At 30.5% G+C, this 22,042-nt stretch carries 17 protein-coding genes; 8 read left to right on the plus strand and 9 right to left on the minus strand.

All coding sequences use genetic code 11. From position 1 onward, the window contains the following. Positions 1-572: 572 nt before the first annotated feature. A complete protein-coding gene (locus tag LXD69_RS03160) occupies positions 573-2,087 on the plus strand; it encodes a hypothetical protein (protein WP_246917514.1) in 1,515 nt (504 codons plus the stop codon). Positions 2,088-3,010: 923 nt separating this feature from the next. Here LXD69_RS03160 and LXD69_RS03165 read toward each other — a convergent pair. Then, entirely contained in the window at positions 3,011-3,793 is a 783-nt protein-coding gene (locus LXD69_RS03165; protein WP_082084325.1) for a DNA/RNA non-specific endonuclease, read from the minus strand. A 49-nt stretch (positions 3,794-3,842) separates the two neighbouring features. Between LXD69_RS03165 and LXD69_RS03170 the strand changes: the two genes are divergently transcribed. Together LXD69_RS03170 and LXD69_RS03175 are read left to right on the plus strand one after the other, a co-directional pair. After that, positions 3,843-4,400, plus strand: coding sequence for a hypothetical protein (locus LXD69_RS03170; RefSeq protein ID WP_052705242.1), 558 nt, complete (start codon positions 3,843-3,845; stop codon positions 4,398-4,400). A gap of 1,132 nt (positions 4,401-5,532) precedes the next feature. Further along, on the plus strand, positions 5,533-9,063 hold the full coding sequence (locus tag LXD69_RS03175; RefSeq protein WP_246917517.1) for a T9SS type A sorting domain-containing protein: 3,531 nt from the start codon (positions 5,533-5,535) through the stop codon (positions 9,061-9,063). A 336-nt stretch (positions 9,064-9,399) separates the two neighbouring features. On the opposite strand, the gene LXD69_RS03180 is transcribed toward LXD69_RS03175, so the two are convergent. The 3 genes from LXD69_RS03180 to rplU all read right to left on the minus strand — a co-directional run bounded on the left by LXD69_RS03180 (position 9,400) and on the right by rplU (position 11,111). Continuing rightward, positions 9,400-9,927, minus strand: coding sequence for a helix-turn-helix domain-containing protein (locus LXD69_RS03180; RefSeq protein WP_246917520.1), 528 nt, complete (start codon positions 9,925-9,927; stop codon positions 9,400-9,402). 236 nt (positions 9,928-10,163) lie between these two features. Next, positions 10,164-10,424, minus strand: coding sequence for a 50S ribosomal protein L27 (gene rpmA / locus LXD69_RS03185; protein WP_045969193.1), 261 nt, complete (start codon positions 10,422-10,424; stop codon positions 10,164-10,166). A gap of 33 nt (positions 10,425-10,457) precedes the next feature. Next, entirely contained in the window at positions 10,458-11,111 is a 654-nt protein-coding gene (rplU, locus tag LXD69_RS03190; protein WP_045969195.1) for a 50S ribosomal protein L21, read from the minus strand. 199 nt (positions 11,112-11,310) lie between these two features. Between rplU and LXD69_RS03195 the strand changes: the two genes are divergently transcribed. Both LXD69_RS03195 and LXD69_RS03200 read left to right on the plus strand, forming a co-directional pair. Further along, entirely contained in the window at positions 11,311-12,636 is a 1,326-nt protein-coding gene (locus LXD69_RS03195) for a M16 family metallopeptidase (RefSeq protein ID WP_246917521.1), read from the plus strand. A gap of 8 nt (positions 12,637-12,644) precedes the next feature. After that, the gene (locus LXD69_RS03200; protein WP_246917524.1) at positions 12,645-14,699 is read left to right on the plus strand and encodes a M16 family metallopeptidase; all 2,055 of its coding nucleotides are present in this window, start codon (positions 12,645-12,647) and stop codon (positions 14,697-14,699) included. 49 nt (positions 14,700-14,748) lie between these two features. Here LXD69_RS03200 and LXD69_RS03205 read toward each other — a convergent pair whose 3' ends face one another. Continuing rightward, on the minus strand, positions 14,749-15,621 hold the full coding sequence (locus LXD69_RS03205) for a DMT family transporter (RefSeq protein ID WP_246917527.1): 873 nt from the start codon (positions 15,619-15,621) through the stop codon (positions 14,749-14,751). 107 nt (positions 15,622-15,728) lie between these two features. Here LXD69_RS03205 and LXD69_RS03210 point away from each other — a divergent pair, with 107 nt between their 5' ends. Beyond that, positions 15,729-16,238 (plus strand): heavy-metal-associated domain-containing protein, encoded by a 510-nt coding sequence (locus tag LXD69_RS03210; protein ID WP_246917538.1) that lies wholly within the window; start codon positions 15,729-15,731, stop codon positions 16,236-16,238. A gap of 56 nt (positions 16,239-16,294) precedes the next feature. On the opposite strand, the gene gldD is transcribed toward LXD69_RS03210, so the two are convergent. From gldD to mutY, 4 genes are read right to left on the minus strand one after another with little or no spacing between them, the layout of a single operon-like run. Next, positions 16,295-16,843 carry a gliding motility lipoprotein GldD gene (gene gldD / locus LXD69_RS03215; RefSeq protein WP_045969205.1) on the minus strand — a complete coding sequence of 183 codons (549 nt, stop codon included), beginning with the start codon at positions 16,841-16,843 and terminating at the stop codon, positions 16,295-16,297. A 9-nt stretch (positions 16,844-16,852) separates the two neighbouring features. Further along, the gene (locus tag LXD69_RS03220) at positions 16,853-18,145 is read right to left on the minus strand and encodes a gliding motility-associated protein GldE (RefSeq protein ID WP_045969207.1); all 1,293 of its coding nucleotides are present in this window, start codon (positions 18,143-18,145) and stop codon (positions 16,853-16,855) included. A 23-nt stretch (positions 18,146-18,168) separates the two neighbouring features. Then, positions 18,169-18,621: a single-stranded DNA-binding protein gene (locus LXD69_RS03225; RefSeq protein ID WP_045969209.1), complete on the minus strand. Its 453-nt coding sequence runs from the start codon at positions 18,619-18,621 to the stop codon at positions 18,169-18,171. A gap of 47 nt (positions 18,622-18,668) precedes the next feature. After that, on the minus strand, positions 18,669-19,697 hold the full coding sequence (gene mutY, locus LXD69_RS03230) for an A/G-specific adenine glycosylase (RefSeq protein ID WP_246917541.1): 1,029 nt from the start codon (positions 19,695-19,697) through the stop codon (positions 18,669-18,671). Between the two features lie 120 nt (positions 19,698-19,817). On the opposite strand from mutY, the gene LXD69_RS03235 reads away from it, so the two are divergent. Next, on the plus strand, positions 19,818-20,123 hold the full coding sequence (locus LXD69_RS03235) for an HU family DNA-binding protein (RefSeq protein ID WP_255350299.1): 306 nt from the start codon (positions 19,818-19,820) through the stop codon (positions 20,121-20,123). A 331-nt stretch (positions 20,124-20,454) separates the two neighbouring features. Beyond that, a complete protein-coding gene (locus tag LXD69_RS03240) occupies positions 20,455-21,996 on the plus strand; it encodes an Rne/Rng family ribonuclease (RefSeq protein ID WP_246918924.1) in 1,542 nt (513 codons plus the stop codon). Positions 21,997-22,042: the final 46 nt, after the last annotated feature.

The raw sequence follows: 22,042 nt of genomic DNA on the forward strand, positions 1-22,042 counted from the left end.
TCAGTTGGGTGAAATTATTTAAAACGGAAGAAAGCTTCTCGATACGCTGCGCACTCGAAGTGACGTTGATTGCGTTAAACCATTTGTGTCGTCAGTTCGCGTGGTTTTAGGAAATGCGAACAGCAATTTCAGAAAAATGTATTGAGAACCATTACAACCAACAGATTCTTTTTATTAAAGAACCATATTGTGCCATGTAAAAAAACAATCCATGATGAATACTACAATACTATTGCAAGTTATTTTGATTATAACAATACCTATTATTTTATTTTACCTAATAAAATTGTTTAGGAAAATTTTAAAACTAATGGATAAGCATTACAACGAATAAGTCTTTGCTAATGAGAAATGGAAAACGATTACTGCTATTCTTGTTTTCTTATGATATAGTTGGCCAACTATAAGGAGGTGTCAGTTTCCTAAAAAAATAATACTGACAAGCAAAAGTAAAAGAGAAAGTTGGCTTTGCTGTTGTTTTTAGAAAATCCAACTAAAGAAAAAAACAGCCATACTAAAAAAATGTTTTGGCGAACACAAGTATGACTGTTAATTAATTAAAACACAAAAATATGAAAAATTTTAAATTATTACTATATAGCTCTTTGGTTCTTTTTTTCGCAAGTTGCGAAAAAGAAGAAACTAATCCTACTATAAAAAATGAAAAAAGCAACACAAGTATTACTTCAAAAAAAATAACATTCAATCAATTAAAACAAAAAACTCCAGTAGCCTTTAATAAAATTAATTCAATTAATCAATTAAATAGAGATTCCCATTTAAATAAAGGAATCTATGACAGTACTAATGATTTTTATATAGATACTTCTACTATACTAAATATTCAAATGAATAATTACGACTCTTATACTTTTAAAATATTTCGTGAAAATGATAATCTTTCAATTGAAAATCTAATAATTTCTGAAACATTAAATGGAAATTATAAAACAGGGATTATAAAATATAATCTAACGGAAGAAGAAAGAAACAAAATAAATAACAATGAATATGTTGATTTAAAATCAAAAATGAGTTTTACAGAAATTGATTTTAATACACTTCAAAATTTAAACATCCAGTCCAAAATAGAGTGTTATGATGAAGAACGAACTGTTTGGGTAACTTGTAGCGAAGGAGTTCACGATTCTAGTAATATTCCTGTTTGGCATCAATGCACAGCAGAAGTTCCACCTACTATGTATATTACAATTTCAACTGTTTGTGAAAGTACTGGAGGAAGTGGAGGAAGCATAGGAAGTGGAGATATCGATTTAAGTGGAAGTGGAGGAAGCAACACAGCGCCAAACAATCAAAACACAGACACAAATTCAACAAATCCAAACAATAACAACAACAATGCATCTGTAAGCGAATTTGAAGATGTTATAACAAAGCCTATATTAGTAACCAGAACACCTATTGAAGCCTTTGTGAACAATTTAACTCTAGAACAATCACAATGGTGGCAAAATGCTAGTTCAGAAACTAAAAACCAGATTATAAATTTTCTTAATGAGAATACTATTAATAGCAATATAAATCCTGATGCTTTGCAAGTTGTAAATGAAATGATTAGCTTAACAGCTCAAAATGGAGGTAGCTTTAGTTTTAATAACCTAATTGACCCTAATAACTCTTTGAGTTTTGAAAACACCCAAGAGTTAAAAGATCATATCAACGATTTAATTAATTCAAATGTATTTTCTATTGAATCATATCCTAATGAAACCCTTGAAACATCACAAAATGGAAAAACAAAGTTAGCCAAAAGGAAAGTAAAATTATTAAGCTATGATGCAGGAATCTATATTTATATAAAATTTAAAACAAATAGTGATGATAAAGTCATTGAAATTTTAGATGTTAGTACTACTGAATACGGGTTCTCTGTCGGGGAATGGGAACAAACTAATGATTTTTACAATCCTAATGGCAGTAATTTTAATATTGAACTTTTTGGAGGATACGTATACGATTATACAATTAATGGCTGGGGAATTACTTATACAACTAACTACCATATTATGTTAAACCTAAATGAAAATGGAGAAATCATAGGCATAGGATTAATCCCTTTATTTTAAAAAAACGATTTATTTGCAACACTAATTTTAAAAATTGGTGTTGCATTTTTAATAATAGAAATAATAAACAAATGAAAAATCAAGTAACAGAAATTCAAGAAAACTTTAGTCTATATCATTATGTATTAGACTTTTTATTAAACTTTATGCCGCTTATAATTAGCCTTATTTTTCTTTATCTTATGATAAAATTTTATATAAAAGCTATGAAATGCATGAATAAATATTTGAACAGCTAATAAACAAACAAATATGAAAAATTTAATTATTACTCAATCTATGAGTACAACCGTTATTTTACAAATCTTATTATTAATTGCTTTTCTCATTGTAAGTTACTTTATTATTAAGATTTTAGTAAAACTTTACCAAAAAGTATCTGCTTATCTTGATGAAAAGAAAAAGTTAGATTCTTAAAATTTTAAAAAACTTCTTGATACACTGCGTACTCGAAGTGACGTTGATTGTGTCGTCAGTTTGAGTATTTTTAGGAAATGCGAACAGCAATTTCAGAAAAATGTATCGAGAACCATTGCAAGAATAAAACTTCTCGATACACTGCGTACTCGAAGTGACGAGTATCGAGAACCACAAACTTGTCATGCTGTAAGCATCCCATTAGCAACACCATAATACTATACATTAGTTCGAGTGGTTTTGTGAAATGCGAACAGCAATTTCAGAAAAATGTATTGAGAACCATTGCAAGAATAAAACTTCTCGATACGCTGCGCACTCGAAGTGACGAGTATCGAGAACCGTTTAAATCATCAACTATAACCTATTTAAAAAATGGATTTATATTTTACACTACAAATCATTTTAGTATTTGCCTTAGTTATTATCATCTATTATCTGATACGTCTCATTTTAAAAATCATCAAACATTTAGAGAAAATAAACAAAAAATCAAATTCTAAATTTTAAAATATCCATCCTGTATAGTCTGTTTTCGCTTCTAATTCATCTTCAATAGCATCCTCTAATGCTGGAAAGAAATCAATACCTGTAAGCTGTTCTATTTTGTCTACCGAAGTAATAAAGCTATATAATGGTTTTTCAGAAGCTTCATTTGGTACTAAAAACCCAATCATATTTTTTTGATCTTTAGACAATAGTATTTTATAAAAATATTTAGGTACAGCAACATTTTCAAAACCAATAGTTTCCAAATCAGGCGTTAAAACACCGCCTGTAACCACATATAAGCTATCTTGTCCTTTTGCCCAATAGCGCACTTTTTGCTCTAGTCTATTCCATATTCCTGCATTAAAATCGTACTTTTGAGGCGCTATATTTGACGTTAAAAACGTTTCTTCATAATCCTCATAACTCCCTCTTCTATCTCCTGCTGGGCACAAATGCCCCTTATTATACCCCGATCTTTTATAGTTTCGCCAGTGAGCCGCTCCCGTTAATATTTCTGGATCTATTTCGAAATAAGGACGCTTATAATCTGTATTTTTTATATCACTCTCCTTTAACACATAAGCCACCCACTCTGCTTGCTCATATTCTTCAGCATAAGAAAGAGTATACGTTTTATGCTTATAAACAGCTCCTGTAGTATTTGAAGGTAAGTAATCAAATACTGTTATTTCGTTATTTTGTGTTCCAAATTCATTATTTTGTGTTGTCCTATTCTGGTTACATGCCCCCATAAGCACTGTCATAATCAACAAAATAGCCATTTTATTTTTGCACATATTGTATACATTTATCTATCTTTGTAAAGATAACTTTAAAAAAAAAAGTATGAAAATTAAACTTATGTTATTATTGGTTGTTCTTGGTTTCCAATTTTCAAACGGACAGGAAATTATAACAGATAGTGTTACTGCTGCTAAACTGAAAACAGAGCAAGAAGTTGCAAAAGAGAAAGAAGCCATTAAACAAGAAAAAGAAAGGATTAAAGCAGAAGAGAAACAAAAGAAAGAATTAGCAAAGGCTGAAAAGGAAAAAGTAAAAGCAGAGAAAGAAGCTCAAAAGGCAGAGAAAGAGAGAGCCAAAGCAGAAAAAGAGAGAGAAAAAGCGGCTAAAAAAAGAGAGAAAGAAGCTAAAAAAGCGGAAAAAGAAAAAGAAAAAGCTGAGAAAGCACGAAAAGATGTTTCAAAAAGAAGAGACAAAATAGCGGAACATCAGAAAGAAATTGAAAAGGATAAAGCGAAATTTGAAAAGCTTAAAATAAAAGGAAAATTAAGTCCTAATGATGAGCTAAAATGGAGAGAAAAAATTCTTAAAAAAGAAGATAAATTAAGAGATTATCAAGCTGATTTAGACAAAGCACAAAGAAAAGCGGATAAACTAAATTAAACGATAATTTTGACACTGTTCTAAAGAAACAAGAGGGTTTAACTTTAATTAAAGTTGAACCCTTTTTTTTCGATACATTTTTGTGAAATTGCTGTTCGCATTTCATAAAATCACTCGAACAGCGAGAATACAAACAAAAAACTAATTTATAACATAATTATTAACCATTAAATTCCACAATCTTGTCATGCTGTAAGCATCCCATTTGCATCTCAATAATACGGAGTTTCTAATGCGACCCTTACAGGGTGACAATTTTCGTTTTAGTGGAAAGTTTTAAAGTTTAACAAAACAAAAGAAATCTACAATGCTCATTCAAATAAAGAACTCAAAGGTTTATTAAATCTTCGGTATAAATACTCTGAAAACTATATAGATATTTTAATAAAACCTTTAAAGGAGTGCGAAGCGTATCGAGAAGTTTTACTATAATTAAAAAAGTTCTCGATACATTTATATGAAACTGCTGTTCTCATTTCATAAAAATACTCGAACTGACGACACAAACGGTTTAACACAATCTACGTCACTTCGAGTGCGAAGCGTATCGAGAAGTTTTACAAAGACTCAACATTTTTTTTATAAAAATACCCAAACTAATGTATAATATTACTGAGTTCCTAATGGGATGCTTACAGCATGACAAGTTTGTGGTTCTCGATACATTTTTGTGAAATTGCTGTTCGCATTTTATAAAAATACTCGAACTGACGACACAAACGGTTTAACACAATCTACGTCACTTCGAGTGCGAAGCGTATCGAGAAGTTTTACAAAGACTCAACATTTTTTTCATAAAAATACCCAAACTAATGTATAATATTACGGAGTTCCTAATGGGATGCTTACAGCATGACAAGTTTGTGGTTCTCGATACATTTATATGAAACTGCTGTTCGCATTTCATAAAAATACTCGAACTGACGACACAAACGGTTTAACGCAATCTACGTCACTTCGAGTGCGAAGCGTATCGAGAAGCATTATTCTATTTTTAAAATAACAACTCTAGTAAATCTATTACTGTAACTATTACACTTTTAACACCTTATAATTTTAACATTAAATAAAATAATTATATTTACACCTAACTTACTGAAAAAAATAATATTCTTACAAACAATTAATTATTATGAGTAAATTTTACATACCATTACTATTTTGCTTTAATTTTTTTAGTTTTGCTCAAGTCGGTTTCCAACCACACACAGTAATTGACTCCTCCTATGGTTATTCTCAACCACAAAAGATAACTATAGCCGACATCGATGGGGATTCTTTTCCTGATGTTGTTGTAGGTAGTTCAGGCAAAATTTCGTGGCAAAAAAACCTTGATGGTACAGGTAATTTTTCTAAAACGAAAACCGTCGCTAATAATACATATTCTATTAATAGTATAGCAGTTGCAGAAATTGATGGTGATGGTTTTCAGGATGTTGTTTATAGTATTTGGAATGGAAGTCAATCCTTAGCCTTTTGGGTAAAAAACATAGATGGTTTAGGTACTTTTAGTTCTCCAACAGCCATAACAACTACTGGTAGTTATGGTTCACAGTTACAAGTGGTTGATTGGGACAACGATAATGATATGGATGTAATTTGTAGCTCTTCAAGTGGTATTTCTTTATTTAAAAATAACGGCACTGGAACCTTTACAACATCTACCATTTTAAGTAATAGTTCGGCTTTTCATATCACAGATCTCAATAATGATAACCTAATGGATATTGTTCGAGTAAATGGCTATTTACTTCAGGCATACGAGCAAAATACAAACGGAACACTTAGCCTCTTAGAAACTATGGACAGTTTTGCACAAACAAGTCGAATATTTAGTGGTGACGTAGATGGAGATGGCGATATTGATATTCTTACCATATTTGAAAATGGAGGTTCAGAAAGACGAATAAAATGGTATCAAAATACAAATGGTTTAGGAACCTTTGCTAATAATGTAATCTTGGTCAATTTACCTAATTTAACGGTAACTTCTAGTAATGATCAAAAAAAATTAGAAATGACCGATTTGGATGGTGATAATAAATTAGATATTCTTTTTATGGAATCCAATACCACCAAAATTGCATGGTACAAAAATATGACTGGAACAACCTTCGGTTCCGAACAAATCATATCTACAAATGCCGAATCGGTTTGGGACATTGCTTCAATTGATCTAAATAATAATGGAACTAAAGACATCCTTGCTGCAACTTATAAAAATGGTGATATTTCTTTATACAAAAACACGAATAATCTAGGCAGTTTTAGTGCACCAACTAGAATTTCTTACTATGTTCTTTTTCCTAATAATGTTGATGTTGGCGATATTGATGGTGACGGAATTAAGGATATTCTCTCTTCTTCTAATGGAGATAATAAGTTAGCATGGTATAAAAATGTTTCAGGAACTGGAACCTTTACACAACCACAACAAATCATTTCCAATACGACCACACAAGCAAGAAATGGATATTTACGCGATATGGATGGTGATGGAGACTTAGATGTTGTTGCAACTTATTTTTTTGATGATACTATTGATGTATATAAAATTTTATGGTTTAAAAACGATGGAAATGGTGTTTTTACAACCGAAAACATAATATACACAGGAACAGCAGATTTGTATTATATAACTCCTGTTGATATTGATAGCGATGGAGATATTGATATCGTAGCCGTTTTAAATACAACAAACCTTATGGTGCTTCGAAATAATGGCAACGGAACCTTTCAATCACAGCAATTGTATAACTTTCCAACAGCAAGTTTTAGTTATATAACAATTGATGATATAGATGGTGATGGCGATTTAGATGTAATTAATACAAATAGCAATAAATTTGGTTGGTATGAAAACACCAATGGATTAGGTAATTTTACCATAGAACACATCATTCCAGAAACGTCGAGCTTTACAAAAAGGATTTATACTAGCGATCTTGATGGCGATGGTGATAAAGATATTGTGTACATCTATCGAGGTCAAAACAAAATAGGATGGTATGAAAATACTGACGGACAAGGTACATTTGGTCCAGCTACCGTTATTGCAACAGTTACTAAAGCATTATCTCTTACAATGTATGATGTAGATGGTGATGGTGATAATGATATTGTTTGCGATGCTGAACAAGGAGACCGATTGCGTTGGTTTAAAAACAACGGTGATGGAACTTTTGAAACGCCTTTTGCTATTACCAATGAATTGTTACGTATGAGCAGCATTGTTGTTGCTGATATGAATGCAGATGGTCTTTTGGATTTTGTAACTTCATCATTTGACGATTCTAAAATAGCTTGGTTTGAAAACCTTGGTCTTTTACAAAATAAAATTCAAGGCACAGTTCGCACTGATATTGCTGCCAATGGTTGCACTAACAATGCAACAATAGTACCTAATTTATTGGTTTCTACAACAAAAGGATCTACTACATTTTCAACTTTTACAAACAATGATGGAAATTATTTATTGTACGCTAATGAAGATGAATACACCACAACAATTGAATCGCCATTATTACAATATGAACCGAATCCATTAAGCCATGTTACTAATTTTGTAGGTATCAATCAAACAGAGCAGCTTAATTTTTGCATGCAACCAACAACGCTTTTTGATGAATTAGAGATCAACATGTACAAATTGGATGAAGCACGTCCAGGATTTCAAGCAAAGTATCGCATACATATAAAAAACAATGGTACAACCTCTGGAACAGGAACACTGTCAGTTACTTACAACAATGGAAAATTTAGTTTTATTACTGCAAGTCAATCCATTGAATCACAAACTGCAAACACTTTAACCTTTGCTTTTAATAATGTGCTACCGTTTCAAACAACAACAATAGATCTTACCTTTTTAGTAGCAACAATTCCTTCCGTTACAATTGGCGAAAGTGTATCTTTTATTACTAATATTAATGGAAACACAAATGATATTGTGCAATCTAACAACACATATACATTACAACAAACCATTGTGGGCTCTTATGACCCTAATGACATTACAGTGTTAGAAGGTTCACAAATTCCAGTTGAAAATATTGACGAATATTTACACTATATCATCCGATACCAAAATACTGGAAACTTTTATGCTGAACGTGTTCGGGTAGAAAACATCTTAGACGATAAATTAGATTGGAGCACATTTCAATTAGAAAGTTTTAGTCATTCAAACCGTGTTGAAATAAAAGATGGTAATCAAGTAAGTTTTATTTTTAATGCTATATTCTTGCCAAGTAGTGATGTAGACGAAGAAGGTTCAAAAGGCTATATTGCCTACAAAATTAAACCCAAATCAACAGCAGCACTTGGTGATATTTTTAATAACACAGCTAATATTTTCTTTGATTTTAATCCTCCTATAGTAACCAACACTGTTACTACAGAAGTAGTTGATACTACATTGCAAACTCCAGATTTTTCAGTAGATGACATAAAAATATTTCCAAATCCAACAAAAAGTATAGTAACAATAAACACCGACCAAATGGTGACAAAAGTGGAAATTTACAATCAAGTAGGACAGGTTGTATTTAATGGCAATGCTGTTTATGAAATTAACGTATCAAACTTTATGAATGGTATTTACTTTTTACGTATCACTAATAACTACAATCAAGTGATTACTAAAAAGATAGTAAAAAACTAAACCCGTTGGGTGTAATTAATTTTTGATGATTTTTTTTGTCAGTTCGAGTGTTTTTCGATAGAAAATCGTATCGAGAACAAGAAAAATTTCATTAAAAACGGTTCTCGATACATTTTTTGTTCCGTTTTACTGCACAAAAAACACTCGAATTGACGTTTTTAATAATTGCACCCAACGGGTTAAAAACTAAATAAAAGCCAAATATAAAAGAGTCGGACTATATAGTATAGGTCCGACTCTTTTATATTTTAAAACCAATGTGATACAATCTTTAAAGTAGCGTACAATGAAAAAGGAGAAACACTAAAACAGGTTAAAACATTTAAATTGATAGTGCTATAAAACACGCTGCAAAGCCTCTTTCAAATATTTTTCATAATCTTCTAAAGTTCTCTTTTTCAACTTATACTTTTCTTGTAATTGGTATCCATTTTGTCCCATTTCTTTAATAGCTTCTACCTCCATTAATTTTAAATGAGCATCAATTAAAGAGTCTTTATCATTCATTTTTTTCAAATAAGCAACAAACTTTAACTTAGCAATATTATCCTCATATTTCTTTTCAACTCGACTTATTTTCTTTTCTAAAATTAATTGCCTATGCTTATTTATAAGGATTTCTCCTTCTAAATATCGCTTCATTTTTTTATTTTCTTCTTTTAAATAAGCTGCTGTTTCTATAGAACTGTTCTTCACCTTTCGTACAAAAATTACCATATCTGCTAACTTCAAAAGAACATCACTAGGCAAATCTCGTCTGCCTGTTTCATACATAGCCAATTGAGTTTTACTTACTTTTAATACTATAGCTAAATCTGATTGTGAAACACCTAGTTCTTCTCTTATTGTTCCTTTCTTATCCATTTTTTTTAACCAAATTAATCTTGTGATTTTTTTTTTCAAAAGTAAAATAAAATCACGAAGTCTGTAATCTTTTTTTCAAAAAGAAAATTAAATTACAAGATTGGTAATTTTTTTTTCAAAATGAAAAAAAAAATCACAACTCTAAATCTTTTATAAAAAAAGCTTATATAGTATGGTATAAGCATAAAAAAAACCAGCAGTTACTGCTGGTTTTTTTTATGTAATAATCTTAATTACTAAGCTTCAAAAGGAGCTATAGAAACGTATGATTTATTATCTTTTTTCTTTTGAAATTGAACAACACCATCAACTTTAGCATGTAAAGTATGATCTTTACCCATGTAAACGTTTTCACCTGGGTTGTGTTTAGAACCTCTTTGTCTAACAATGATGTTACCAGCAATTGCAGCTTGACCACCATAAATCTTAACGCCTAAACGTTTCGATTCTGATTCTCTACCATTCTTAGAACTACCGACACCTTTCTTGTGAGCCATGACGTTTTAAGTTTTAATTGTTAATATTAATAATTAAACAGCTTTACCACCGTTTAATTCGTCTTGTAATTTTTGTAATTCATCCCAGTTACCATCAGCAGCTAATTGAGCTTGTTGCGCCCAAGTAGTTGGATCTAAATGAGAAAGTTTTGAAGTTGACGCGTCTAAAACTTCTTTTACAGATTCTGCACTAGCTTTAGCTAATTTAGCAAATGTATCAATTCCAGCAGCAACTAAAGCCTCAGCAGCTTTAGGTCCTATTCCTTCAATCTTTTTTAAATCATCACCTTTTTTAGTAGCTTTTGCTTTTGGAGCTGCTTTCTCTGCTTTAGGAGCTGTTTCTTTTTTAGGAGCAGCCGTTTTCTTAGTTGCACCAGAAGCTACAATTCCTTCAATGATAATTTGAGTTAACGATTGTCTATGACCGTTTTTCTTTTTGTATCCTTTTCTTCTTTTCTTTTTGAAAACGATTACTTTGTCACCTTTAAGGTGTCTTAAAACTTTCGCTTCTACTGAAGCTCCATCTATAGCTGGGGCGCCTAGAGTTACTGCACCATTATCGTCTAACAAAAGAACTTTGTCAAAAGAAACATTGTTTCCTTCTTCTTCTGGTAAACGGTGTACATAAACCTTTTGGTCTTTGCTTACTTTAAATTGTTGCCCTGCTATCTCTACGATTGCATACATACGAATATGAATTTAGTTAATTTTTCAAGTGTGCAAATATACAACAATTTATCAATCAAGCAACAAGTGTCTTTAAAAATTATCCTTAAAGTTTTAATAAATACTGTTTCTTCAAAAAAAAGTACTTTAAATCTTCCATGAGGTGTAACAAAATTTAATAAATCACGACTTATGGAGAAAATAACTCAAATATTAACTTATGAAAAAATCTTTAATGGCTTTAAGTACAGCACTTTTGTTAGGTGGAGCAACTTACGCCCAAAAAGTAACATTTGAAGAATATGATTTAGCAAACGGACTACATGTTGTGCTACATCAAGACAATTCAGCTCCTGTAGTAATCACATCTGTAATGTATCATGTGGGAGCAAAAGACGAACAACCTAATAGAACTGGTTTTGCTCACTTTTTTGAACACCTTTTATTTGAAGGTACAAAAAATATAGAGCGTGGAGAATGGTTTAAATTAGTAACAGCTAATGGGGGTAACAACAATGCAAACACTACAGACGACAGAACGTATTACTATGAGGTTTTCCCTTCTAACAACTTAGAATTAGCTTTATGGATGGAATCGGAAAGATTAATGCATCCTGTAATTAACCAAATAGGAGTTGATACTCAAAACGAAGTTGTAAAAGAAGAAAAACGTTTAAGAGTAGACAATCAACCTTATGGTAGTATTTTTAAAGCAGTAAAACAAAACATGTTTAAAACACACCCATATAGATGGACTACTATAGGTGAAATGGAACATTTAGATGCTGCTACTTTAGAAGAATTCCAAGCTTTTAATAAAAAATTCTACATTCCTAATAATGCTGTTTTAGTTGTTGCAGGACAATTTGAAACAGAAACAGCTAAAAAATGGATAGAGCAATATTTTGGCGCTATTAAAAAAGGACCAGCTATAGAACGTAAAACTTTTACAGAAGAACCTATAACTAAAGAATTTAGAACAACTTGGGAAGATCCAAACGTTCAACTTCCTATGGTTTTAGCAACTTATAGAACGCCATCTATGAAAACAAGAGATGCTAGAGTTTTAGATATGATTTCTTCTTACTTATCAGATGGTAAAAGTTCTAAATTATACAAGAAAATTGTTGACGACAAAAAAATGGCACTACAAATAGGAGCTTTTAACAATAGTCAAGAAGATTATGGTATGTATTTAATTTACGGAATACCAATGCAGGGCAAAACTTCTGATGATTTAATTAAAGAAATTGACGAAGAAATTGTTAAGGTTCAAACAGAATTAATTTCTGAAAAAGATTTTCAAAAATTACAAAACAAATTTGAAAATCAATATGTAAACAGTAATGCTAGTGTAGAAGGAATTGCTAATAACTTAGCTACTTACTACTTATTATATGGTGATATTAATTTAATTAATACAGAGATTGACATTTATCGTTCTATTACAAGAGAAGAAATTAAAGAGGTAGCTAATAAATATTTAAATTCAAACCAAAGAATGATTTTAGATTATATTCCAGCTAAAGAAAAAACTCAAAACTAAAATTGAACATGAAAAAAATTGTATATATAGCCGCTAGTTTATTTTTAACAATAACAATGCAAGCACAAGATAGACCGCAACCTAAACCAGGACCAGCTCCTTCTATAAACATAAACAAACCAGAAAGTTTTACACTTAAAAATGGTTTAAAAGTTTTAATTGTAGAAAATCATAAACTTCCTAGAGTTTCGTATACTTTAACAATGGACAACCCTCCATATGCTGAAGGAAACAAAAAAGGAGTTTCAGATCTTTTAAGTGCTATGATAGGAAATGGAACAGAAACTGTTTCTAAGGATGCATTTAATGAAGAAATTGATTTCTTAGGTGCTAACATCAACTTTTGGTCTAGTGGAGCTTCTGCAAATGGTCTTTCAAGATATTCTAGCCGATTATTAGAATTAATGGCAGACGGAGCACTAAACCCTTTATTTGACGAAAAAGAGTTTGAAAAAGAAAAATCAAAACTTATCGAAGGGTTAAAAGCTGATGAAAAAAGCGTTACTGCAATTGCAAAAAGAGTTGAAGACCTTCTTACTTATGGTAAAGATCACTATAATGGTGAATATGTAAGTGAAGAAACTTTAAAAAATGTAACATTGAAAGATGTTGAATTAAACTACAACACTTATTTTGTTCCTGGAAATGCATACTTAGTAATTGTAGGAGATGTAGATTACAAAAAAACCAAAAAAGAGGTTGAAAAACTTTTTGGTAAATGGAAAAAAGCTACTGCACCGCAACTTACTTATTCTAATCCTACAGATGTTCAATACAGCCAAATTAATTTTATAGACACTCCAAATGCTGTTCAATCTGAAATTGCAGTTGTGAATCTTTCAAAATTAAAAATGACTGATAAAGACTATTTTGCTGCTATCTTAGCTAACCAAATTCTTGGTGGTGGCGGAGAAGGTAGATTGTTCTTAAATTTACGTGAAGCTCACGGATGGACTTACGGATCTTACTCTTCTTTAGGTTCTGGAAAATATATCAATAAATTTCGTTCTGGAGCGGCTGTAAGAAATGCAGTTACTGACAGTGCTGTTGTTGAAATTTTCAACGAATTAAAAAGAATGAGAAATGATTTAGTTTCTGCGGAAGAATTAAAAAATGCAAAAGCTAAATATGTTGGAAATTTTGTAATGCAAATTGAAAAACCAGCTACTATTGCTCGTTATGCATTAAACAAAGAAACTCAAAATTTACCTAATGATTTTTATGAGAACTACATTAAAAATATTAATGCAGTAACTGCTGAAGATATTAAAAATGTAGCTCAAAAATATTTCTTAGCTGATAACTCTAGAGTTGTAATTGTAGGAAAAGCTTCTGAAGTATTACCTTCATTAGAAGCAATGAGTAATAAAGAAAAATTACCTATTTTCTATTTTGACAAATTTGGAAACAAAGCTGAAAAACCAGTTGTTAAAAAAGAAATTCCAGCAGGTGTAACCACTGAAACAGTATTAAAAAAATACATTGACGCTATAGGTGGAGAAAAAGCATTGAAAAATGTTAAAACTTTAGCTAGTTTCTCTAATGGAACTATACAAGGACAAAATTTAGATTTAGTAGTAAAATCTAGCTCTTCTAAGAAAATGTCATTAGAAATGAAAGCTATGGGAATGACTGTAATGAAGCAAGTTGTTAACGACAAAGGAGCTTACATGGAAGCACAAGGTCAAAAACAAGAAATCACAGGTGATGAATTAAAATCGTTACAAGAAACTGTTGATACATTTATTGAGCTTAGTTTATTAAACGATAAAGAAGCTACATTAGCAGGTATTGAAACAATCAACAATGAAGATGCTTACGCTATTAAAAAAGGAAAAGTTACTTATTATTATAATGTAAAATCTGGATACAAAGTAGGACAAGCTGTAGAATTAGAGCAAGGTGGTCAAAAAATGACTCAAGCTACTTACTACCAAGACTACAAAGATGTAAAAGGAATTAAATTTCCATACAAAACAACTATAAATATGGGAGTTGACATTGAATTAACTACTTCTGAGGTAAAAATCAACGAAGGTGTTACTGATGCTGATTTTCAATAATTAGTGATATAAAATCAAAAGTAAAAAGCTCTCATAACTGAGAGCTTTTTTATTGTTTTCTACTTGAAAAATAAACACCTAATAAAATCACAAAAGCACCTATTGCCTGAATTAGATTTAAACTTTCATTCATGAAAAAGTAACCTAACAAAATAGCCACAACAGGAATTATATAAGTTACAGAAGCTGCAAAAACAGGCGAAGACAATTGTATTAATTTAAAAAATAAAATATTAGACAATCCTGTTCCAATTATCCCAAGGATAGCAATATACCCTAAAGATGTTTGCACTTTTTCTTCACCAACAATTTCAAAAAAACCAGCAAAATAAAGCACTATTAATGCAGGGACAAACAAGATTACAAAATTTCCTGTACTAATTGTAAGTGGCTTTAAATCGGAAAGGTATTTCTTTATTAGGTTTACATTTATACCGTAAAACAAAGATGCTAATAAAATTAAAAAAGCATAATAATAATTTTCTGTTGTATTTTCTCCATCACTAAACAAAACCAACAACACACATCCTAAAAATCCTAAAATCACACCAAACACCTGCCTTCTTTGTACTCCCATTCCAAAAAACAGAATCCCTACAATTAATGTACTTAAAGGTGTTAATGAATTTAATATAGAACTTACTGATCCATCTATTTTAGATAAAGCTAATGCAAATAAATACACTGGTAAAAATGTTCCAAACAAAGCTGTTATAGCTATATATTTCCATTTATAGACTGGAATTTTTGGAATATACCTAAATCCAACAATGATTAAAAAAAGAGCCGCGAAGAGAATTCTTAAACTCCCCATTTGAATAGAATTTACCCCTTTTAAACCTAGTTGCATTAAAATAAAGGAACTTCCCCATACACAACCTAAAAATCCTAACAAATACCATTTAGTATTATTATTTTCCATACGATAATTTATAAGACTCCAAAATTCAGACTTTATTTTTACTTAACCTTTCTTTTTTTATATAAATTTGTAATTAATTAATAGAATTTATTTATAAAAACAATATCATGAAAAATTTAAAAACAGCAGCATTAATTGCTTTAATATCTATAGCTTTTGTTAGTTGTAAGAAAGAAAACACTGAAACAACCGAAAACGAAACAACCCCTGAAACTTCAACAACTGAAATGGCTGCTAATTTAGAAACAGCTTCTTTTCATATTGAAGGAATGACTTGCGAAATAGGTTGCGCTAAATTAATTGAAGATAAATTATCTGGATTAAAAGGGGTTAGCAAAGCTAAAGTAGATTTTGAGAAGAAAACAGCTACTGTAACTTTTGAAAACGGAAAACAAACTCCTGAAACATTAGTTGAAACTGTTGAAGCAATTGCTGGCGGAGATCTTTACAAAGTTTCTGATGTAAAATCTTCTGGAAACAAAGCTTTTTTTAACGGAAAAGAAAAAGAAAAAAAGAAGAAAAAAGAAGGAAAAACTGAAACGAAAACTGAAACAAAAAAATCTTGTTGCAGTGGAAAATCTTCATGTGGTGAAAAGAAAGAAAGCGGAACTTTATAGTAGTTTTTCTTTTTAAACAACAAAAAAAGGGAATGTTTTAAAAACATTCCCTTTTTTTATTTCCATTTTACTGTTTCCATTATTTTTCTAATATCGTTTTTGATATAACTTGCTGCTGGCAATATTGAATCATAGTTTGGCTTGGCATAAAAATACAAACTTCCCACCATGAAATGCTTTGTACTATCTGTTAAGTAAAACTGAGCATTTGTTGCTGCATTTCCACCCACTTCATAAAACATACCATACACTTTTTTTTCTTTATCTATAAAAGGCTGCTCCATAATATCATCGGCCTTTATAACATGATCATACGTTAATTTTTGAGCGTCTCTTAACAAATCCTCAATATCACGATCTACTTTTTTGTACGTCAAATATACTGTTGCTTTCATTTTTGGATAATGCAATTCAAAAGAACAAGTATCTTTTTCTTTTAATTTCACAACATCATTTATCTCAAAAACATAAGGACAATCATTTGATAGCTCATAATATTTTGCTGTTGGATATTCTAATCGAAGTTGTCCTTTCGGTTTTGGTAAAATTTCATCTCCACAAGAAACTAAACACAACGCTAGTACTATAAAAAATATTTTTTGCATCTCTCTTTTTTAACTTAACGTAACTTTTATTTGTTTTATTCTTCTATTATCTAAACTTTCCACAGTAAAAACATAACTATCAAAAGATATCTTTTGATTTTTCTTAGGAAAATTACCCGATATTTCTAAGACAAACCCTGCTAACGTTTCCGCTTCTCCTTTCTTATCTTCAAAAAGAGAACCGTTAATATCTATAATTCTATAAAAATCTTTTAAACTAATTTTTCCTTCAAAGAGGTAGTTTTTATCATCAATTTGAGAGTAAATAATATTTTCATCATCAAACTCATCACTTATATCTCCTACAATTTCTTCTAAAATATCCTCTAAAGAAACTAGTCCCGATGTTCCTCCATATTCATCAACTACAATAGCCAAGTGATTTTTCATCCCTTGAAATTCTTTAAGAAGATTGTCTAATTTTTTATTTTCAGGAATAAAGAAAGGCTTTCTAATAAGCTTTTGCCAATCAAAATCTTTTTCGTCTATATAAGGGATCAAATCTTTAATAAACAACACACCTTCTATATGATCAATACTTTCATGATAAACAGGAATTCTCGAATAGCCTTTCTCTACAATTTTTGGCATGATCTCAGCGAAAGTTTCTTCTTTTTCTAGCGCAAAAATATCAATACGAGGACTCATTACTTGCCTCACTTCTGTGTTTCCAAAAGTAACAATTCCTTCTAATATTTTTTGCTCTTCTTGTGTAGTTTCAGACTGATTTGTCAATTCTAATGCTTGTGATAATTGATCTACAGAAAAACTTGTTTTTTGCACGCTAAACTTCTTTTCCACATACAAAATAATATTGCGCATAGGAATTGTAACAGGCGCAAGAACTCTATCTAATATAGAAATAGGCAATGAAACCATTTTTGAAAATGCTACGTTATTACGATTTGCATATATTTTAGGCAATACTTCTCCAAAAAGCAAAATAAGAAACGTAACCACCACTACCTCTACCACAAACCGAATAATTCCTGTTTTTATAGAGCTAAAAAGTGCTTCACTAATGGATGAAAACAAAATAACAATAGCAATATTTATAAAATTATTAGCCACTAAAATAGTAGCCAACAATTTTTTTGGTCGTTCTAATAATTTTGAAATTAAAGTACCTGTATTATAATCTTCAACTGATAAGTCATCAATATCTTTTTGCGACAATGAAAATAATGCAACCTCTGAACCCGAAATAAATGCAGAGCAGATAAGAAGTAAAAAAACGATTACTAAACTAATTAGCAATTCGAAATCTATTGTATTTATGTAACTGGAAGGATCTGGATCCAATTTTATATGGTATTAGTTAAACATTAAAAAGGCAAATCATCATTTTCTGACATACCTTTTGAAGCGTCAAAATTAGTGTTTTTTGATGATTCAGAACTGTCTGATTTAAAATTTTGCTTATTACTTGATTCTGTCTCTTTTTTAGTAGATAAGAATGTAAATTCGGTAACTTGAATTTCAGTTGTATATTTAGTACTACCGTCTTCTGCTTGCCATTGTCTGGATTTTATTCTTCCTTCAATGTATATTTTATCTCCTTTAGAAAGATACTTCTCGCAGATTTCAGCCGCTTTATTTCGAACTACAATATTATGCCATTCTGTAGAAGTAATTTTTTCTCCTGTTGTCTTATTTATATACACTTCATTTGTTGCCAAAGGAAACCTACCAATACAATTCCCTCCATCAAAATAATGCATTTTAACCTCATCTCCTAGATGTCCTATTAAAAGAACTTTGTTTAGTGTACCGTTCATGGCGTGTATGATTTTTTAGTACACCAAATATAGTGTTTTTCGATGTATTACAAATAATTTGATTCAATAAAATTATGAATAACAATAGGAAATGGCAATTTTATTAATTCACTAATTGGAACTGCTTTTTCAATACTATTATCAAATTTCAATTCAAAAAAATGAATATACAAATGTTGATGTGATAATTTATGAATAATTTCTTCCGTATTTTTTAATAAAACTGATTGAGGTTTAAACTTCGTTTTAATTTCCGCTACAACATCTTCTAATTTCTTCTTATCATCACTTTCAAGTAGTTCAAACTGATATAAATTAAACCAAATTCCCTTATCTTCTCTTTTTTCAACGACAAAATTATTATCTTTATCAATAATAATCAAATAGTTAAAATACCTATTTCGTACTTTTACTTTTTTCTGTTTTACAGGTAACTTATCTACTATTTTTTTTTGAAGCGCCAAACATTTAGAATTAAACACACACACTTCACAGTTAGGACTTTTTGGCACACATTGCAATGCTCCAAACTCCATTATTGCCTGATTAAAGCTAGCAGCATTATCTATCGGCAACAATTCTTGCGCTAATTTTTGAAATTCCTTTTTAGTTTTAGGAATTGCGATATCACTAGAAATATTAAAAATTCTAGCTAAAACCCTAAAAACATTCCCATCTACCACAGCAACAGGTTCATTATAAGAAAACGAAGCAATTGCAGCAGCCGTATAATCACCTACTCCTTTCAGTTCTAATAACTCTTTGTATGTTGATGGAAAAACTCCGTTTAACTCATTCACAATATATTTTGCAGCAGCATGCAAATTCCTTGCTCTAGAATAATAACCTAGTCCTTGCCATAATTTCAACACTTCTTCTTCTGAAGCACTTGCCAAATCTAAAACTGTAGGAAAATTTCTTATAAAAGCCTCAAAATAAGGCATTCCTTGGGCCACTCTTGTTTGTTGAAGAATGATTTCAGACAACCAAATTTGATATGGATCATTTGTATTTCTCCAAGGTAAATTTCGTTTATTTTGTAAATACCAATCAATTAATGAGTTAGAAAATTCCATTGTTATAGTTTGAAAAGCAAAAATAAAAAGATTAGTAGTTAAAATTTAATTAATTAAGATTGATTAATTGTTTTTTTAATTCGTATATTTGCAAACTCAAAAAAAGAACATAAAATATTAATACGAAAGAAAATGACGAAAGCAGACATTGTAGCTAAAATTTCTGAAAAATTAGGTCTTGAAAAAGCTGATGTTCAAGCAACTGTAGAGTCTTTTATGGAAGAAGTAAAAAACTCATTAGAAACAGGTGATAATGTTTATTTAAGAGGTTTTGGAAGTTTTATTATTAAAACAAGAGCAGAAAAAACTGGAAGAAACATTTCAAAAAACACAACCATTAAAATACCTGCTCACAACATTCCAGCATTCAAGCCTGCTAAAGTTTTTGTTGAGAGCGTAAAAACTAAAACTGAAATAGCAGTATAAATCATTTATTAATCTAAACCAACAACGTTATGCCAAGTGGTAAAAAGAGAAAAAGACATAAGGTAGCGACTCACAAACGCAAGAAGAGAGCAAGAGCTAACCGTCATAAAAAGAAAAAGTAGTTTAATACTACTTTTCTTTTTTTAAAGTTCTTTGAAATTAATCAGTTAATGTACTGATTATCGGGTTAAAACCTGTAAAATATTGTTTAATCCATCTGTACTAAAGCAGTAATTAGTAACTAGTAACTAGTAATTGGCATTTATATTTTTGACTAATTACTAACAACTAATCACTAATCACTAAAAAAGTATAGATAAAAATGTACAGCGTGAACAAAGAGTTAATTATTAGATCGGGTTCAGAAGCAGTAGATTTTGCCTTATTAAAAGATGGAAAACTAATTGAATTACACAAAGAAGAAGAAAAAGGGAATAACTTTAGTGTTGGTGATATTTTTATTGCCAAAATAAGAAAACCAGTTGCAGGTTTAAATGCAGCATTCGTTAATTTAGGTTACGAAAAAGACGCTTTCTTACACTATCATGATTTAGGTCCAAACCTTCCTTCTTTGATGAAATTTATTAAACTTGTAAGCGCAGGTAAACTAAAAGATTATTCACTCAAAAATTTTCCTTTTGAAGCTGAAATCAATAAAGATGGCGTAATAACTGATATTCTCAGCGCCAATCAATCGATTTTAGTACAAGTAGTAAAAGAACCTATCTCTACTAAAGGACCCAGAATTAGTTCTGAAATTTCTTTAGCAGGACGATATGTAGTTTTAGTTCCTTTTTCAGATCGTGTTTCAATTTCACAAAAAATTGATTCTAAAGAAGAAAAAGATAGACTAAAAAGACTTGTTCTTTCTATTAAACCAAAAGGTTTTGGAGTTATTGTGAGAACAGTAGCTGAAGGCAAAAAAGTAGCTGAACTAGACAAAGACCTACAACTTTTATTAGACAGATGGTCTGCCATGAGTAAAAGGCTACAAAATGCTCATCATCCATCTAAAGTATTAGGTGAACTCAACAAAGCATCTTCAATATTAAGAGATGTTTTTAATGATACTTTTACCAGTATTAATATAGATGATGAAGAATTATATATTCAAACGAAGGACTATTTGCAAGAAATAGCTCCTGACAAGGTGTCTATCGTAAAACACTATCAGTCAAAAGATCTTCCTCTTTTTGAGAAATATCATATTGAAAGACAAATTAAAACTTCTTTCGGAAAAACAGTCTCAATGAGCAAAGGTGCTTATTTGATTATTGAACACACAGAAGCGTTACATGTAATTGATGTAAACAGTGGAAATCGTTCAAATAAAGCTTTAAACCAAGAGGATACTGCTTTAGAAGTAAACATGATTGCAGCCGCTGAGATAGCGAGACAATTACGTTTACGAGACATGGGAGGAATCATTGTTGTTGATTTTATTGATATGCAGAATGCAGAAAATAGAAAACAATTATATGATTTCTTAAGAGAAGAAATGAGTGACGATAAGGCCAAGCACAAGATCTTGCCTCCTAGCAAATTTGGATTGATTCAAATTACTAGACAAAGAGTTAGACCGGAAGTTAATATTAAAACGAGAGAAGAAGATCCAAATGAAAATGGTGAAATTGAAGCTCCAATATTAATTATTGACAAAATAACGGCTGACCTAGAAAGAATTTTAAAAGTCCATAAAAAAGTGGTATTAAACGCCCACCCTTTCGTGGCAGCATACCTTGAAAAAGGTTTTCCATCAATACGTTCAAAATGGTTTTTTGAACATAAAAAATGGGTGAAAATTATACCTCGTGACGCTTACACGTATCTTGAATATCACTTTTTTGATAAACAAGGAAACCAAATTAAATAACAAAAACCGCCTCTCATAAAAGATGGGCGGTTTTTTTATAAAAATA

Source organism: Flavobacterium sediminilitoris, assembly GCF_023008245.1.
Classification (GTDB): domain Bacteria; phylum Bacteroidota; class Bacteroidia; order Flavobacteriales; family Flavobacteriaceae; genus Flavobacterium; species Flavobacterium sediminilitoris.